General features: G+C 70.2%; 12 protein-coding genes and 1 pseudogene. 8 read left to right on the top strand and 5 right to left on the bottom strand.

Annotation, left to right across the window (positions count from 1 at the left end):
* Positions 1 to 214 precede the first annotated feature (214 nt).
* Positions 215 to 2,311 (top strand): acyl-CoA dehydrogenase, encoded by a 2,097-nt coding sequence (locus tag AB0P25_RS04740; protein WP_363805696.1) that lies wholly within the window; start codon positions 215 to 217, stop codon positions 2,309 to 2,311.
* 81 nt (positions 2,312 to 2,392) lie between these two features.
* On the opposite strand, the pseudogene AB0P25_RS04735 reads toward AB0P25_RS04740, so the two are convergent.
* Positions 2,393 to 3,362, bottom strand: a pseudogene (locus tag AB0P25_RS04735) (malate dehydrogenase).
* A gap of 112 nt (positions 3,363 to 3,474) precedes the next feature.
* Between AB0P25_RS04735 and AB0P25_RS04730 the strand changes: the two are divergent.
* Genes AB0P25_RS04730 through pip form a run of 3 tightly spaced genes read left to right on the top strand, consistent with a single transcriptional unit; the run spans position 3,475 to position 6,089 of the window.
* Entirely contained in the window at positions 3,475 to 4,362 is an 888-nt protein-coding gene (locus AB0P25_RS04730; protein WP_363805695.1) for a neutral zinc metallopeptidase, read from the top strand.
* A gap of 48 nt (positions 4,363 to 4,410) precedes the next feature.
* The gene (locus AB0P25_RS04725) at positions 4,411 to 5,082 is read left to right on the top strand and encodes a GPP34 family phosphoprotein (protein ID WP_363805694.1); all 672 of its coding nucleotides are present in this window, start codon (positions 4,411 to 4,413) and stop codon (positions 5,080 to 5,082) included.
* A 26-nt stretch (positions 5,083 to 5,108) separates the two neighbouring features.
* Positions 5,109 to 6,089 carry a prolyl aminopeptidase gene (pip, locus tag AB0P25_RS04720; protein WP_363805693.1) on the top strand — a complete coding sequence of 327 codons (981 nt, stop codon included), beginning with the start codon at positions 5,109 to 5,111 and terminating at the stop codon, positions 6,087 to 6,089.
* Here pip and AB0P25_RS04715 read toward each other — a convergent pair.
* Positions 6,078 to 6,500, bottom strand: a complete 423-nt coding sequence (locus tag AB0P25_RS04715) for an adenylyltransferase/cytidyltransferase family protein (RefSeq protein WP_363805692.1) — start codon at positions 6,498 to 6,500, stop codon at positions 6,078 to 6,080. The two genes, pip and AB0P25_RS04715, sit on opposite strands and share 12 nt — an antisense overlap.
* Positions 6,501 to 6,713: 213 nt before the next feature.
* Between AB0P25_RS04715 and AB0P25_RS04710 the strand changes: the two genes are divergently transcribed.
* The 3 genes from AB0P25_RS04710 (at position 6,714) to AB0P25_RS04700 (ending at position 13,053) form a co-directional block, all read left to right on the top strand.
* Positions 6,714 to 7,472 carry a CDP-alcohol phosphatidyltransferase family protein gene (locus AB0P25_RS04710; RefSeq protein WP_363805691.1) on the top strand — a complete coding sequence of 253 codons (759 nt, stop codon included), beginning with the start codon at positions 6,714 to 6,716 and terminating at the stop codon, positions 7,470 to 7,472.
* Complete coding sequence (locus AB0P25_RS04705; RefSeq protein ID WP_363805690.1) at positions 7,462 to 8,151, top strand: hypothetical protein; 690 nt, start codon at positions 7,462 to 7,464, stop codon at positions 8,149 to 8,151. Before AB0P25_RS04710 ends, AB0P25_RS04705 begins: the two co-directional genes overlap by 11 nt.
* Positions 8,152 to 8,298: 147 nt before the next feature.
* On the top strand, positions 8,299 to 13,053 hold the full coding sequence (locus tag AB0P25_RS04700; protein ID WP_363805689.1) for a PKD domain-containing protein: 4,755 nt from the start codon (positions 8,299 to 8,301) through the stop codon (positions 13,051 to 13,053).
* Here AB0P25_RS04700 and AB0P25_RS04695 read toward each other — a convergent pair.
* A complete protein-coding gene (locus tag AB0P25_RS04695) occupies positions 13,047 to 13,997 on the bottom strand; it encodes a glycosyltransferase family 2 protein (protein WP_363805688.1) in 951 nt (316 codons plus the stop codon). The two genes, AB0P25_RS04700 and AB0P25_RS04695, sit on opposite strands and share 7 nt — an antisense overlap.
* A 1-nt stretch (position 13,998) precedes the next feature.
* Between AB0P25_RS04695 and AB0P25_RS04690 the strand changes: the two genes are divergently transcribed.
* Positions 13,999 to 14,949, top strand: a complete 951-nt coding sequence (locus AB0P25_RS04690) for a glycosyltransferase (protein ID WP_363805687.1) — start codon at positions 13,999 to 14,001, stop codon at positions 14,947 to 14,949.
* Between the two features lie 15 nt (positions 14,950 to 14,964).
* Here the strand turns inward: AB0P25_RS04690 and AB0P25_RS04685 are convergent, their stop codons facing one another.
* Entirely contained in the window at positions 14,965 to 15,981 is a 1,017-nt protein-coding gene (locus AB0P25_RS04685) for a glycosyl transferase (RefSeq protein WP_363805686.1), read from the bottom strand.
* On the bottom strand, positions 15,978 to 17,288 hold the full coding sequence (locus AB0P25_RS04680; RefSeq protein WP_363805684.1) for a hypothetical protein: 1,311 nt from the start codon (positions 17,286 to 17,288) through the stop codon (positions 15,978 to 15,980). Before AB0P25_RS04680 ends, AB0P25_RS04685 begins: the two co-directional genes overlap by 4 nt.
* Positions 17,289 to 17,305 lie beyond the last annotated feature (17 nt).

Raw genomic sequence — 17,305 nt, 5'->3', positions numbered from 1 at the left:
GTCCCAGGCCGTCTGGGGCGACGTTTTTGCTGCGCTCCGGGGGCTGCGCGCGTTGTGCGTGGTGTCACGGCGCGGAGGCGCGCCTTTGGACGGTTCCCACAAAGGGCGGGGTGGACGTCCCGACCCGCTTTTGTAGGCGGGGCACCGACGGTTTCCGCTCGCGCGACGGGCGTCGTAGCGTGACGATATCCCGCGATTTCCGTTAGGAGAGGTCATGGTCGACACTGCCGAACGCGTCCCGAGCGCGACCCCCGCTGCATCCACGACGCCCGCCGTCCCCGAGCCCCCGCGCACGACCGGCGCCGCACCGCGCGTCGACGTCGAAGCGCTGGGCCGCCAGCTGCTGGGCGACTGGGCGGAGGCCCGCCTCGCCTCCCGAGCGCTCTCATCGCGCCCGGAGATGCAGAAGCAGGAGGGGCTGTCGGTCGCCGACCACCGCACGCGCGTGTTCGAGCAGCTGAAGCTCCTCGTCGAGAACGGGCAGGTGCACCGCGCCTTCCCGAAGTCGGTGGGCGGCCAGGAGGACAACGGCGGCAACATCGCCGCCTTCGAAGAGCTCGTGGCGGCCGACCCCTCGGTGCAGATCAAGTCCGGCGTCCAGTGGGGCCTGTTCGGCTCAGCCGTCATGCACCTGGGCACCGAGCATCACCACCAGAAGTACCTGCCCGCGATCATGTCGCTCGACGTGCCCGGCGCCTTCGCGATGACCGAGACCGGCCACGGCTCGGACGTCGCCAGCGTCGGCACCACCGCCACCTACGACCCGGAGACGCAGGAGTTCGTCCTCGACACCCCGTTCCGGGGCGCGTGGAAGGACTACCTCGGCAACGCGGCGGTCGACGCCACGGCCGCGGTCGTCTTCGCCCAGCTCATCACGAAGAACGTCAACCACGGCGTGCACGCGTTCTACGTCCCGATCCGGGATGCGAACGGCGACTTCCTGCCCGGCATCGGCGGCGAGGACGACGGCCAGAAGGGTGGCCTGAACGGCGTCGACAACGGCCGGCTGCACTTCACCGGCGTGCGCATCCCGCGCACCGACCTGCTGAACCGCTACGGGGACGTCGCCGAGGACGGCACCTACACGTCGCCGATCGCGAGCCCCGGCCGCCGCTTCTTCACGATGCTCGGCACGCTCGTCCAGGGCCGCGTCTCGCTCGACGGTTCGGCGGTCATCGCCTCCAAGATCGGGCTGAAGATCGCGATCACCTACGCCGACCAGCGCCGCCAGTTCACGGCCGGCAGCGACAGCGACGAGGAGGTCATCCTCGACTACCAGCGCCACCAGCGCCGCCTGCTGCCGCGCCTGGCGACCACCTACGCCGCCGGCTTCGCGCACGAGGTGTTCCTGCACAAGTTCGACGACGTGTTCAGCGGCAAAGCCGACTCCGACACCGACCGGCAGGACCTCGAGACCATCGCGGCGGCGCTGAAGCCGCTGAGCACCTGGCACGCGCTCGACACGCTGCAGGAGGCCCGGGAGGCCTGCGGAGGAGCCGGCTTCCTCACCGAGAACCGGATCACCTCGCTTCGCCAGGACCTGGACATCTGGGTCACCTTCGAGGGCGACAACAACGTCCTGCTGCAGCTGGTCGCGAAGCGCCTGCTCACGGACTACAGCCGCAAGTTCGCGAAGGCGGACGCCGGCGCGCTCGCCCGCTACGTCGTCACGCAGGCGGCGGGCAAGGCGTACCACGGGTCGGGGCTGCGGAGCGTCGCGCAGACGGTCCGCGACTTCGGCTCGACCGCCCGCTCCGTCAACTGGCTGCAGGAGCCGACGACGCAGCGCGAGCTGCTGACGGCCCGCGTCGAGACCATGATCGCGCAGATCGCCGGCAAGCTCCGTCCCGCGTCCAAGCTGGGCAAGAAGGCCGCGGCCGACCTGTTCAACTCGCAGCAGAACGAGCTCATCGAGGCCGCCCGCGCTCACGGCGAGCTGCTGCAGTGGGAGGCGTTCACGGACGCGTTGGAGCAGGCTCCCGACGCCGGGACCAAGCAGGTGCTGACCTGGCTGCGCGACCTGTTCGGCTTCGGGCTGATCGAGAAGCACCTCGCCTGGTACCTGATGAACGGCCGCCTGTCGCCGCAGCGCGCGCAGGCCGTCAGTGCCTACATCGACCGCCTGATCACGCGCATCCGCCCGCACGCCGTCGACCTCGTGGACGCGTTCGGCTACGGCCCCGAGCTCATCCGCGCGAAGATCGCGTCCGGTGCGGAGGCGGAGCGCCAGGCCGAGGCCCGCGCCTACTACGCCGAGCGCCGCGCCGCCGGCACGCTCCCCACCCCCGAGAAGTCCCAGAAAAAGCGCTGACCCGCGGGGAAAATTCGTGCCGAATGTGCGGAATGGCTACGCCATAACGCACATTCGGCACGAATCTGCGGAGGAAGAGGGCTAGAGGAGACCGAGGGCGCGGACGGCGTCGCGCTCGGCGACGAGTTCGGCGACGGATGCGTCGATGCGCTCGCGCGAGAAGGCGTCGATGTCGAGGCCTTCGACGATCCGCCATGCGCCGGCCTCCGACCGGACCGGGAACGACGACACCAGACCCCCCGGCACGCCGTAGGACCCGTCGGACACGACGCCCGCACTGGTCCACCGGTCGCCGGTGCCGTTCACCCAGTCGTGGACGTGGTCGATCGCGGCGCTCGCCGCGGACGCGACCGACGACGACCCGCGCACCTCGATGATCTCGGCGCCGCGCTTCGCAACACGCGGGATGTACTCGTCGACCAGCCAGCCCTCGTCCACCAGCTCGGTAGCCGGGCGTCCGTCCACCGTGGCGTGCGTCAGATCCGGGTACTGGCTCGCCGAGTGATTGCCCCACACGATCACGCCGTCGACCGAGCGCACGGGCACGCGGAGGTGCCGCGCGAGCTGCGCGACCGCGCGGTTGTGGTCGAGCCGGGTCATCGCCGTGAAGCGCTCGGCCGGCACGTCGGGGGCGTGCGCGCTCGCGATGAGCGCGTTCGTTATTGGCGGGGTTCCCCACCACGAGCACCCGCACGTCGGGCGCCGCCCCCGCGTTGATCGCCTCGCCCTGCGGTCCGAAGATCGCGCCGTTGGCCGCGAGGAGGTCGCTGCGCTCCATCCCGGGTCCGCGCGGGCGCGCCCCGACGAGCAGGGCGATGTTCACGCCGTCGAACGCGGCGCGCGCGTCGTCGGTGACGTCGACCGAGTGGAGCAGCGGGAACGCGCCGTCCTCCAGCTCCAGCGCCGTGCCCTCCGCCGACCGCAGGCCCGCCGGGATCTCGAGCAGCCTCAGCCGCACCGGCGTCTCCCGGCCGAGCAGCTGCCCGGAGGCGATGCGGAACAGCAGCGCGTACCCGATCTGACCCCCCGCCCCGGTCACGGTGACGGTCACCGGCGTGGTGGATGCGCTCACGCCGCCGAGCCTAGACCGGCCCTCTGCCCTATGCGCAAGCCCCGGCGCAACCCCCATGTCCAGCCGTCCGGCCGGGCGTATCCTGCGCGTCATGACGTTCGATCCGAATGCCGACATCAGCGGCGGCAAGGTGCGCCGCCGCGGCCGTACGACCGGGATCGCCGCCGGAGGCGTCGGCCTCGGCGCCATCGCCGTGTTCCTCATCGCCCAGCTCTTCGGCGTCGACGTCTCGGGGCTCGTGGGCGGCGGATCCGGTGGCGGGACCGAGCAGATCGGCACCGGCGACCAGGCCGTCAGCTGCTCGACCGGCGCCGAGGCGAACGCGAGCATCGACTGCCGGATGCAGGGCGCGGCCGCGTCCCTCGACACCTACTGGGCCGACGAGCTCCCCCAGCTCGGCGGCACGTACTCGAGCCCGCAGTTCGTCCTCTTCACCGACCAGACGAACACGGGATGCGGCGGAGCGACGAGTGCCGTCGGCCCGTTCTACTGCCCGCCCGACCAGACCCTCTACGTCGACACCGGCTTCTACGACGAGCTGCGCTCCAAGTTCGGATCGAGCGGCGGACCGCTCGCCGAGATGTACGTCGTCGCCCACGAGTGGGGGCACCACATCCAGAACATCGCCGGGATCATGGACAAGCACACCAGCCGCGAGACGGGCCCCGCCTCCGACAGCGTCCGCACCGAGTTGCAGGCGGACTGCTTCGCCGGCAGCTGGGCGGGCGCCGCGTCGACGACGAAGGACGAGAACGGCCGCACGTTCCTCGAGCCGATCACCGACGCCCAGATCACGGACGCCCTGAGCGCGGCGGCGGCGGTCGGCGACGACCGCATCCAGCAGGCGGCGACCGGTCGCGTCGACCCGGAGGGATGGACGCACGGCTCGGCCGAGCAGCGGCAGCGCTGGTTCACGACCGGCTTCCGCCAGGGTGCGGCGGCCTGCGACACCTTCTCGGTGCCGGCGGCCCGGCTCTGATCCAGTCGGAACGCGTCACGAACGGGCTGCGCAAGCGTCCTTAAGGACGTGACCCTTCCCGCACTCGAAACGCTCAGCGTCCCCGAGGGCCTGGCCCTCCTCCTGCTCCGTGATTCCAGCGGCCGCCGAGCGGTCGAGCTGCGGACCTTCAGCGCCGTGCTGGGCGCGGGGGCGCTGGCAGAGCTGGCGGTCCGCGGCGAGGCGCATCTCGACGACGAAGGTCGCGTGTGCGCGACCTCCCTCGGCAATGCAGACAAGGACCCGGTCGCGGCCGTGCGCGAGCGCATCGCGGCGACCGCCGCTCCGCAGACGGACGAATGGTGGGTCGACCGGCTCGGCCGCGGCCCGCTCGCCGACGCCGTGCTCTCGGGTTTGGTGGAGCGCGGGGTGCTGCACGAGCGGAGGCCGTGGGCATTCCTCGGCCTCCCCGGCGCGCCCGTCCATCCCGCGTCGAGCACGACCGAGGAGCAGGCGCTGCGCGAGGCGGTGCGATGGTCGCTCGCCATCGACCACGAGCCCACCCCGCGCGTCGCCGCGACGATCGCGCTTCTGGACGTCGTCGGCTGCGTCCGGGAGGCTGCGGGGTTCGTGCCGGACCCGGGCCTCGATCTGCGCACCGGTCACTGGCCAGCCGCCGCGCTGCAGGCGTGGCTGCTGTCCCTCGACCCGGCCACCGGGCGGGCGCTGCGGTCGTCGATCGAGCGCGGCGCCGGGGTGTGACCTCCGTCTGCCGCTAGCCTCATCCCATGCGGACCCTGTACCCGGAGATCGAGCCCTACGACAGCGGGATGCTGGACGTCGGCGACGGCCAGCAGCTGTACTGGGAGGTGAGCGGCAACCCGGAGGGCAAGCCCGTCGTCTTCCTGCACGGCGGCCCGGGCGGCGCGACCACCCCGGCGCACCGCCGTCTGTTCGACCCGGAGCGCTACCGCATCGTGCTGTTCGACCAGCGAATGTGCGGCCGCAGCCTCCCGCACGCCAGCGAGCCGGAGGCCGACCTCGCGGTGAACACGACGTGGCACCTCGTCGACGACATCGAGCGCCTGCGCGAGCATCTGGGCGTGGAGCGCTGGCAGGTGTTCGGCGGGTCCTGGGGGAGCACGCTCGCCCTCGCGTATGCGGAGACGCATCCCGAGCGCGTGACCGAGCTCGTCCTGCGGGGCATCTTCACCCTGCGGGCGCAGGAGCTCGACTGGTTCTACGAAGGCGGCGCGGCGGCGCTGTTCCCCGACCTGTGGGAGGGCTTCCTCGAACCCGTGCCGCCCGCGGAGCGCGGCCACCTCATCCGGGCGTATCAGCGGCTGCTCGCCGACCCCGACCCGGCTGTGCACCAGCCGGCGGCGATCGCCTGGTCGCGCTGGGAGTCGTCCACGATCACGTTGCTGCCGCGTCCCGAGCTGGTCGCTTCGTTCACGCAGGACGCGTACGCGGTCGCGTTCGCTCGCATCGAGAACCACTTCTTCGTGCACGGCGGCTGGTTCGAGGAGGGCCAGCTGATCCGGGATGCGCCGAAGCTCGCGGACATCCCGACCGTCATCGTGCAGGGCCGTTACGACGTCTGCACGCCGCCGATGACCGCCTGGGATCTGCACCGATCGCTGCCGGAAGCGGAGCTGCGGATCATCCCGGACGCCGGGCACGCCTTCGATGAGCCGGGCATCCTGGACGCCCTGATCGAGGCGACGGACCGGTTCGCCGGCGCGTCGGACGAGGCCTCAGCCGGCTAGCGCCGCGAGCGCCTTCCGCAGCTGCGTCGAGGACGTCGTCATCGTGTACGGGAAGTAGACGACCTCGACCCCGACCTCGGCGAACTCCCGCTCCAGCCGCATCCCCTTCTCGGTGCCGCGCCAGTCGTCGCCCTTGAAGAAGACGTCGAACTTGAGCTCACGCCACATGTCGAGCTTGTCGGGGACCGTCTCGGGCACCGCCTCGTCGACGTACGCGATGTGACGCACGATCTCGAGCCGTTCCGCCAGAGGGATGACCGGGGTGATCCCCTTGGTCAACTGGAGCATCTCGTCGGACACCACGCCCGCGATCAGATAGTCGCACTGGCTCTTAGCGTGCTTGAGGATGTTCAGGTGTCCGATGTGGAACAGATCGAACGCCCCTGCGGCGTAGCCGACGCGTCGGGTCACGGGCTTCCCCCTCTTTGAGATTTCCTCACCTATGTTGGCAGAATAGTGAAGATTTGTCAGCATCTTCAACCCACCCTCACTTGTCACCCAAATGGGGATGGGTGATTGTGAGACATTCTCAATTAGACTGCCAGCACGGCCCGACCGCCGTGACCACATCCGACTGACCAGGGTCGGAGTCGCTTCTGCGTCGGCCCGTGGAGGGGTGAACCGATGACGACGCAGGATGGCGCAGCGCAGTCGTATCGCGCGGTGGTGCGCACCCTCGCCGGAGCCCAGAAGCCGGCGCTCCCCGGCTCTCCTCCCTACTCCGTCTACGTGAACCGCCGCGCCGGACGCCTCATCGCCGCGTGGGCGTACCGCGCAGGGCTCTCGCCTAACGCGGTGACCGGGATCTCCGCCGTTCTGACATTCTCGGGCATCCTCGTCATCGCGCTCGTGCCGACGGCGCCCTGGGTCGGCCTGGTCGTGTGGCTGCTGCTCGCTCTCGGCTACGCGTTCGACTCGGCCGACGGGCAGGTCGCCCGCCTCGCCGGCGGGGGGTCGCCGGCCGGCGAATGGCTCGACCACGTGGTGGACAGCGCCAAGATCTCCGCGCTGCACCTCGCCGTCGCCGTCGCGATGTTCCGATTCTTCGGCTTCTCCTCGGCCGCCTGGCTGCTCATCCCGGTGCTCTACGTCGTCGTCGCGAACGTCACCTTTTTCGGGATGATCCTCAACGACCTGCTGCGCGCGGCCCGCGGAGGCTCGTCCGACCGGACCCCCGGCTCCCGCTCGGCGCTGAAGACCCTGCTGCTCGTGCCCACCGACTACGGGGTGCTGTGCCTGGTCTTCCTGCTGCTGGGCTGGCCGGCGCTCTTCACCATCGTCTACGGCCTCTTCTTCGTAGCCAACCTCGGCGCACTGGGCATCGCACTGCCGCGATGGTTCCGCCAGATGCGCGAACTCGGAAGGAAGTCAGATGTCCGCTGAGAACACCCCCGAGCCGGATGGCACGCGTCGCCGTCCGCTGTGGCTCTGGCTCGCCGGCGCCGCGGCGCTCGTCCTCCTCGTCGGCGGCGTCTGGTGGGGGGTCGCGGCCGGCTCCGCGTCGCAGACCTCCGCCGACAGCACGCACTCGGCCCAGCCGTCCGCCCCGGCGACGGCTGCACCGAAGACGGCGACCCCGGAGGCGTCGGTGCCGCCCACGGCGGCTCCGTCCGACAAGCCCGCGCCGACGTCCGAGCCCGGCGCTGCCGGCGCGGCGCTCCCGCAGCGGGAGCCGGTCGCCCTGAGCTCCAAGACGACCGTCGACAAGGGGGTCACGGTGACGATGTCGAAGCTCGAGTCCGTCAAGGGCGAGGCCAAGGGTGTCGGCGAGGTCGCCGGTCCCGCGATCCGCTTCACGCTCGACTTCGCCAATGGCGGCGACGCCGCCTACGCCACTCAGCCGATCGTCGTGAACGCCTACTACGGCACCGCGAACGTCCCCGCGTCCCCCCTGAGCGGGCCGGATGCCAAGCCGCTGGCCGCCAGCATCCCGGCGCACTCGAGCGCGTCGGGCACCTATGTCTTCACCGTGCCCGAGGACCAGCGTGGGTCCGTCATCATCACGGTGGACTATCAGGCGGGCGCGCCCGCCATCGCCTTCCAAGGCGCCGCCCCGAAGTGAGCGCCGAGGCCCCCAATACGGGGGCCTCCCCACTCACTCAACCCGATAACTGAGCTAGGCTCAGCGCCAATAAACTGAGAATTTGTCGACAAAGCCCCCGCAGTACCCGAACGACGATTCTCCTCAACCCGAACACAGGATGAAACCGTGACTGCATCGCACGAACCTCCCGCCGGTGGCGGGACACCCCCGGAGATGGCGGCTCCAGAACGTCGGAGCCGCGGGCTTCGACGCGCCGCCATCGGCATCGTCGCTGCGACCGCAGCGATCCTCGCATCCCTCGTCGCCGTCCAGCCCGCGGTGGCCGACACAGCCCCTCCTCCCGGTGATCCGACGACCGTCAGCGCAGACCCGCTGCCCACCGTCCAGATGGACGGTGTCGCCTGGGCGGAGCAGATCGTGGGGAACACCGTCTACGTCGGCGGCCAGTTCTCGAACGCGCGGCCGGCCGGATCCGCTGCCGGCACCAACCTCACGCCGCGCTCGAACATGCTCGCCTTCGACCTCACCACCGGCGCGCTGAACACCTCGTTCAACCCCGGCCCGAACTCGCAGGTCAAGGCGCTCGCGGTCTCACCGGACGGAACACGGCTCTACGTCGGAGGCAGCTTCACCACGATCGCGGGCGCGACCCGCTACCGTCTCGCGGCCTTCAACACCGCGACCGGCGCGCTCATCACGAGCTTCGTGCCGGTCCTCAACGCGAGCGTTCAGGGCATCGTCGCCACCAACTCGACCGTGTACGCCGTCGGCGCGTTCAGCTCCGCCGGCAACCAGGCACGCACTTACGCCGCCGCCTTCTCGGCGAGCAACGGCGCGCTCCTGCCCTGGGCCCCGAACATCGCGGGAGGCACGGCACAGCACCTCGCCATCTCGCCGGACGGCTCCAAGGTGGTCCTCGGCGGCAACTTCACCTCGGTCAACGGGTCGTCCAACCCCGGCTACGGCCTCGCCGCCGTCACGCCGGACACTGCGACGCTGCTGCCCTGGAACGTGAACAACCTCATTCGCAACGGTGGAACCCAGGCGGCCATCGAGGCGCTGCACGCCGACGCATCCGGCCTCTACGGCTCCGGCTACGTGTTCGGCCAGGGCGGCAACCTCGAGGGATCGTTCCGCGCCGATTGGACGAACGGCGACCTGGTCTGGGTCGAGGACTGCCACGGTGACACGTACGACATCACCGTGCTGCAGGGCGTCGAGTACGCCGTCGGTCACCCGCACTACTGCGGCAACATCGGCGGCTTCCCGCAGACCAGTCCCGACTGGACCTTCCACCGGGCGCTGGCGTTCACCACGGACGTGCGCGGCACGATCACGAACGACCCGTACGGCTACTACAACTTCGCGGGCAACCCCCGCCCCGACCTGCTGAACTGGTACCCCGACGTCAACACGGGCACCTTCACCGGTCAGAGCCAGGGGCCGTGGAGCAACGAGTCCGCCGGCAACTACCTCATCCTGGGCGGCGAGTTCACCCGGGTGCAGGGCAAGGCGCAACAGGGCCTGGTGCGGTTCGCCATGCCGTCTATCGCTCCGCTGAAGATCGGCGCGCAGATCCCCACGGCGTCGTACAGCCCGAACGTCATCTCCCTCACCGAAGGGACGGCGCGGATCAGCTGGAAGACCAACTGGGATCCGGACAACGAGACGCTGACCTACGACGTGATCCGCGGCAGTGCAACCGGCCATCCGATCTACACGACGCAGGTGACGACCCCGTTCTGGCAACCGAAATCGCTGACCTTCACCGATACCGGACAGACACCGGGCTCGACGCAGAGCTATCGGGTCAGGGTTACGGATCCGAACGGCAACGTGTTGTACAGCTCGCCGGTCTCCGTGACCATCGCCGCTTCGGGCTCCCTGACGCCCTACGCATCCAGCGTGCTGAACGCCAGCCCCGAGTACTACTGGCCGCTGAACGAGAGCTCCGGCAGCAACGCCTACGACTGGGCGAACGGGAACGACGCGACGCTGAACACCGGCGTCACCCGCTCGGGCACCGGACCGCTCAACCCGGACAGCACGACCGCTGCCTCGTTCAACGGCGGGACCGACGGGTTCTTCCCGGCGCCCTCCAACGAGGACGGGCCGAACACGTTCACCGCGCAGGCCTGGATCAAGACGACCACCACCAGTGGCGGCAAGATCCTCGGCTTCGGCAACCAGAGCACCGGGAACTCGAGCAGCTACGACCGGCACGTGTACATGGCCAACAACGGCCGCGTGTACTTCGGCGTGTACCCGGGAGGCGTTCAGACTCTGAACACCCCGACCGCGCTGAACGACGGCAAGTGGCACCAGATCACGGCGACGCTGGGAAGCGGTGGCATGGCCCTCTACGTGGACGGCCTGCGGGTCGCGAGCAGGACGGACGTGACAACGGGTCAGGCGTACAACGGCTACTGGAGGGTCGGCGGTGACAACCTGAACGGGTGGACCAGCCAGCCGTCCAGCAACTACTTCGCCGGCACCATCTCCCAGGTGGCCATCTACCCATCGGTGCTGAGCAAGCAGCAGGTCTCGTCGATGTACCAGGCGGCCGGCTACACGCTCAACGTCCCGCCGGCTCCGGCCGACGCGTACGGCGCCGCCGTCTACCAGGGTGACCCCGACCTGTACTGGCGTCTCGCCGACACGGGCACGACCGCTGCGGACTCCGGTGTGTACGGTCAGACCGGCACCTACCGCGGCAACTACACCCACAACCAGGCGGGTGCGCTGGGCGGCGTGAGCAACACGGCGACCTCCTTCAGCGGGGTCAACGGCATCGCCGTCAGCAACCAGCAGACGTCGAACCCGACGACCTACTCCCTGGAGGGCTGGTTCAAGACGAACACCACGACCGGCGGCAAGCTGATCGGGTTCGGCGACGCCCAGACCGGACTGTCGAGCAACTATGACCGCCACGTCTACATGCAGGACGATGGCCGGCTCGTGTTCGGCACCTGGACCGGGCAGGCGAACACCATCACCTCGCCGAACCCGCTGAACGACAACAAGTGGCACTACGTCGTCGCGACGCAGGCCTCCGACGGGATGGTGCTCTACGTCGACGGCGTCGCCGTGGGGACCAACCCGCAGACGTCGGCCCAGGCGTACAACGGGTACTGGCGGATCGGCGGCGACAACACGTGGGGATCGACCAGCCCCTACTTCAAGGGCACGCTCGACGAGGTCGCGGTCTACTCGACCGAGCTCTCGGCGCAGGCGGTCGCGAACCACTACTCGCTCGGCACCACCGGAACCCCGGCGAACCAGCCTCCGACGGCCTCGTTCACGTCGTCGTCGGCCGGACTGATCGCCTCGGTCGACGCCACGGCGTCCTCCGACCCGGACGGTTCGATCACCGGCTACTCGTGGAACTGGGGAGACGGCTCGACCTCGACCGGCGTCACCGCGTCGCACACCTACGGCTCCGCCGGTACCTACGCGGTCACGCTGACGGTCACCGACAACGCCGGTGCGACCGGCAGCACGTCGAAGCAGGTCTCGGTCGCTCCGGTGCCGAACCAGCCCCCGACGTCGTCGTTCACCACCACCCAGAACAACCTGACGGTGAACGCGGACGGCTCCGGATCCTCGGACCCGGACGGCACGATCGTGGGCTACGCGTGGAACTGGGGTGACGGCGCCACCGGAACCGGTGTCACCGCGTCCCATGACTACGCAGCCGGCGGCACGTACACGATCACGCTGACGACGACGGACAACAGCAACGCGACCACCAGCTCCACCAAGCAGGTCACGGTGACCCCGCCGAACCAGCCCCCGACGGCGGCGTTCACGTCCTCCGCCAACTCGCTGGCCGTGAGCGTCGACGGATCGGGCTCCTCCGACCCCGACGGCACGATCGCCTCGTTCGCCTGGAACTTCGGAGACGGAGCAACGGGCACCGGCGCCACCGCGTCGCACACCTACGCGGCGGCCGGGACGTACACGATCACGCTGACCGTCACCGACAACCAGGGCGCGACGAACAGCACGACCAACCAGGTGACGGTCGTCAAGGCGAACGTGGCCCCGACGGCGTCGTTCACCGCCACGGCGAACGCACTGGCCGTGAGCGTCGACGGATCGGGTTCCTCCGACCCCGACGGCACGATCGCCTCGTACGCCTGGAACTTCGGAGACGGAGCCACGGGCACGGGAGCGACGGCGTCGCACACCTACGCGAGTGCGGGCACCTACACGGTCACGCTGACCGTCACCGACAACCAGTCGGCGACGGGCACGACGTCCAAGCAGGTCATCGTCACCGCCGGCGCCGGCCCGGCGCTCGCCACCGACGCCTTCGGGCGGACCGTGGCGAACGGCTGGGGCACCGCTGACAGCGGCGGCGCCTGGACCCTCACCGGAACGGCGGCGAACTTCTCCGTCGGCAACGGGGTCGGCTCCATCGCGGTCCCGGTCGGCATGACGCGCACCGCCCGGCTGGGCTCGGTCTCCTCCGCGGCGACCGACGTGCAGGCGTCGTTCACCGTCGACAAGGCGGCGACCGGCGGCGGCCAGTACGTCGGGCTGATCGGCCGGCAGGTCGGAAGCACGGCGTTCTACGGCCGGGCCTGGATCAAGGCCGGTGGCGCCGTGCAGATCCAGATCCTGGAGGGCGGCACCACGCTCAGGGCGCTGAACATCGCCGGACTCACCTGGACGCCGGGCATGGTGCTCAACGTCCGGATGACGACGGTGGGCAACGGCACGAGCACGACGCTGAACGCCAAGGTGTGGGACGCGTCGCAGGCCGAGCCGACGGCGTGGCAGGCGACGGCGACCAGCACCACGGCCGCCATGCAGCCCGCGGGCAGCGTCGGAGTGGTCGCCTACGTCTCCGGTTCGGCGACGGACCCGACGACCATGGTGGCTGTCGACAACTTCAGCGCGAAGACCGCTCAGTAGTCGGGCACATCGGGATGGCGGGGAGTACGGGACAGGCGAAGGCCGTCCCGGACTCCCCGCCATCCTGCGCGCAGGGCCGCCGTCGAGGTGAGGAACTGCCTCCGGCCGCCCTGCAGCAGGACCTCCCACGCGACGGGGAGCGTCGCTCGGCGCCAGGCCCGTACCGTCTCGGGCGGCAGGTTCCTGGCGGCGAACAGCAGCCGGTTCCGGATGTTGTAGTAGTAGTAGGTGCCGGATTTGGCCGTGCCGGAGCGCGAGCCGTCCGTCCCCTGCGTCCCGCCCTCGTCGTGCACGGCGGTCGCATCCTCGACCAGGGCGAGCGACCCGCCGGCGCGGCTGACGCGCACGGAGAGGTCGACGTCCTCCCAGTAGAGGAAGTACTCGTCGGCGAACCCGCCGACCGCGTCCCACAGCCGGTCGGTGACGAGCAGGCACGCGCCGCTCAGCCACGGAAGTCGCTCGCCGGGAACGGTGCCGCGTCGGGCGGCCGAGCGGATGCGCCCGTCGCGCAGATACACGTCGGCGCCCAGCGACCACGGCGATCCGTCGGACCGGCGCACCACGGGAGAGAGCAACGTCATCGGCTCGGCGATCGACCGCGCGACCAGCACCTCGATGTCGGCGCGGCGGATGGTCGCGTCCGGGTTGAGCAGCAGGAACCGCCGGGCGCCGAGCTCGCGGGCGCGTGCGACGCCGAGATTCATCCCGCCCCCGAAGCCCAGGTTCTCCCGCGGCTCCACCACGTTCCAGCCCAACGGCCCGGCGAGCGCCCGCAGCGCCGTCCGCTCGTCATCCGTGGAGTAGTTGTCGACCACCACGATGGTCGCTTCGGGAACGTCCGCCGCCACGGCTGCAAGGGTCTCCGACAACAGCGCGGACGACCCGTAGTTCACCACGACGACCGCCAAGTCGTCCGACTCGCCCGGGAGCCCTGATGCTGTCATGATGACAATCGTGCACCACGTCGCGATCGCTGTGCTCACTTTCCGCAGGCCCACGGACATCCGGGCGATTCTCCCCGCGCTCGCACGCGAGGTCGAGACCGCCGGCGGCCTCCCGTTCGAGGTGCGCATCCAGGTGGTCGACAACGACAGGGAGGCGAGCGCGCGGGATGCGGTCGCCGCGCTGGCGGGCAGCCTCTCCGTCACCATCGATTATGCGGTCGAGCCCACGCCGGGCATCTCCGCCGCGCGCAACCGCGCGCTCGCCGAGGCGGACGCCGCCGAAGACGACCTCCTGATCTTCATCGACGACGACGAACGTCCGGAGCCGGGCTGGCTGGCGGCCCTGCTCGGCGTCTGGAGCGCCGGGGGAGCGGAGGCGGTGGTCGGTCCCGTCCGGTCGACGTTCGAGCGGCAGCCGGACGCGTGGATCGAGGCGGGCGGCTTCTTCCAGCGACGCCGCCTCGCGACCGGCGAGCGGGTCGAGGTCGCCGCCACCAACAACCTGCTCCTCGACCTCGCGTTCGTGCGGCGCCACGGCATCCGCTTCGATCTCGGCGTCGGCATCACCGGCGGCGAGGACACCATGTTCACACGCGAACTCATCCGCGCCGGGGGCCGCATCGTGTGGTGCGCGGAGGCCATGGTGGTGGACGTCGTGCCGGCGAAGCGCGTCAGCCGCCGCTGGGTGATGCTGCGGGCGTTCTCGAGCGGCAACAGCTGGGCGCTCACCTCGCTCAAGCTCGCCCGGACGCCGGCCGAGCGCGTCCGGACGGTCGCCGACCTGGTGGTCCGCGGTGCCGTCCGCGCGGCGGGAGGGTGCCTGCGGATCGTCGAGGGCATCCTGCGGCGGTCGCTGGACCGGCGCGCTCGCGGCGCCCGCACGTTGGCCAGGGGCCTCGGGATGGTCAGCGGCGCCTTCGGGTACCGGTACCAGGAGTACCGGCGCGGCTGATGCCGGTGTGCGAAGCTACGCGGGCAGCCCGCGGAGCCGACGGGCGTGCCGGTACGCCTCCAGGTGCTCCTCGCCGACCGTGGTCCACTCGCGCGCGGAGAGATCCGGGCGACCGCACGGTGGATCGGTGCGCAGCTCCTGCAGCGTCCGCTCCAGCGTCTCGGTGGTGAGCGCGCCGCTGTAGCGGTGCACCCACTTCTCGCCCACCTCCTCGCTCAGGGCACGGTTCACCTCGTTGTCGGGGATGAGGACCGGACGGTCCAGCGAGAGCGCTGCCAGCGTCCCGCCCGAGTTGTGCATCTCGCGGTAGGGCAGCACCACCAGCTCGGCGGCGGTGGCGATGCCGACCAGCTGCTCGTCCGTGAGGAACTCGAGCTTCAGGTCGATGCGATCGTCGTCGTGCGACAGCTCCTGCACCTCCGCGGCGAGCTCGGGGGTCGACGGGCGTCCGCCGACCTGCAGGGACAGATCGCCGGGGAGGCCCCGGAACGCGCGGATCAGCGCCTGCACGTTCTTGTACCGCCGGATGAGCCCGAAGTAGGCGACGCGTCCATCCACTCGCTCCTGCCGCGGCTGTTCCCGGAACCAGTCCCGGTAGTGGCCATGGACGATCGTGATCGCGTTCGCGTCGTCGGGGAGCGAGGTCTGCGGGTTGAGGGTGATGCGCAAGGTCGTCAGGCGGTCGAAGCAGTGCAGAAGCGACCGCTCCCGGCGGGTGATGCCGTCGGGCAGCTCCAGGTTGTGCATGGTCCGCACCAGAGGGATGCGGAACAGGTACAGCTTCACCAGCAGCAGCCAGGACAGTCCCTGCCGCACCAGCGCCCGCAGCGGCGTCCGTCCGGTGACCAGGATCTCCGGCCAGTGCACGTGGAACACGTCGTACCGTCGCAGCAGCGCGTTGCGCCAGCTGAAGTAGCGCAGCTCCACCCCCGGCTGGGCGCGGATGGCCTCGGCGAGCATGATGACGTACGGGTTGGTGGTCGGGCGGGGCTGCGGGAACGACTGCTGGATGACGAACGGTCGACGTCTCACCGGAGGGCTCCTCTCTTCAGGCTCAGGTCATCGCGGCCGCGCTCCAGCAGAGTCATTCCGATGAGGAGCGTCAACAGCGTCACCGACGAATACCAGGGGCCGAAGAACATCGACCACAGCGTCCGGACCGCCAGGTAGATCACGAGGGCGCTCGCCGTTCTCCGTGCGACGCTGTGACCCAGCCCGCGCAGGATGTACCAGAGCAGGGCCGCAGCGAGCGCGACGCCGGCGACGCCGTAGTTCGCCCAGAGGTCGCCGATCATGGAGTGCAGTTCGAAACCGGTCCCGAACATGAAGTTCTCGACGTAGCCGTTGTTCGGGTCGTAGTTGATCGCGAGCATCCCCTGCTTGGCGACGAGGATCTGGGACGAGCTGGCGTACGTACCGGAGCCGAACCCGAAGGGGTAGTGCTGCGCCAGCGCCGCGGTGGCGGCGAGTTCCGGCCGGCCGCCGAGGATGAGCGAACCCGAGGTGTTGATCTGAGCGATCGTCCGCTGCTGCGTCGCCTCTCCGAGTGCCCCGTCGACGATGAGCGACTGGCCCACGTTGTAGGCGATCCCGGCGAGGAGCAGGAGGCCGAGCAGTACCCGCGCGGTGGATGCGCGTTTCGTGTTCGATGTGGGCCGCAGCTGCCAGACGACCAGCACACCGGTCAGCATGAGGATGGCGAAGCCGCTCCGGGCGTCGCTCGCCATGGAGACCGCCGCGAGCGCGACCACGATGACGAGTTCCAGGCCCCGGCTCTTGCGGACCATGGCGATGCTCAGGGCGATCACGGTCACCGGAACCGCGAACACGAACTTCCACGGATTGCCCCCGGCGAGGAGGCCGTGCGGGTCGATGCCGACCAGCAGCCCGATCCCGAACAGCAGCCCGATGCTCCACAGGGGCATCAGCGTGCGCGCCCAGAGCACGACGCCGATCGCGAGCATGGTACCGACGAGGACGAACGTGTTCTGGAGGGCGAGGCCGTTGCCGGTGTGCTCGGTGCCGCGGGCGAGCCCGGTGAGCAGGTAGCCGTTCAGCGCCGCTGCGCCGCCGAGCACCATGAGCAGGATGCCGCCCCGGTACCGGGGGAGGACGGAGACCCAGACCGGGAGAAGAAGGACAGCCACCAGGTATCCGGCCGTCAGCCCCTGCGGGAGCTGGATGCGCGCGCCGATGATGACCAGGGCGAGGGCGGCCACGACGCGCGTGATCGCCTGCCAGGCGCCGGGATGCGCGTCGGGCGCGGCGCCGGGCGTGACGGCGCGGCCGATCGCAGACCCTGCTGTGAAGCGGAGCGGCGAGGGGTCGGCCACGGCCATCTGCGCATCCTTTCGGC

This window comes from Leifsonia sp. NPDC077715, from assembly GCF_040686855.1.
GTDB lineage: Bacteria > Actinomycetota > Actinomycetes > Actinomycetales > Microbacteriaceae > Leifsonia.
The sequence above is the reverse complement of the archived record's forward strand: the minus strand, read 5'-3'. Positions and strand labels throughout refer to the sequence as shown.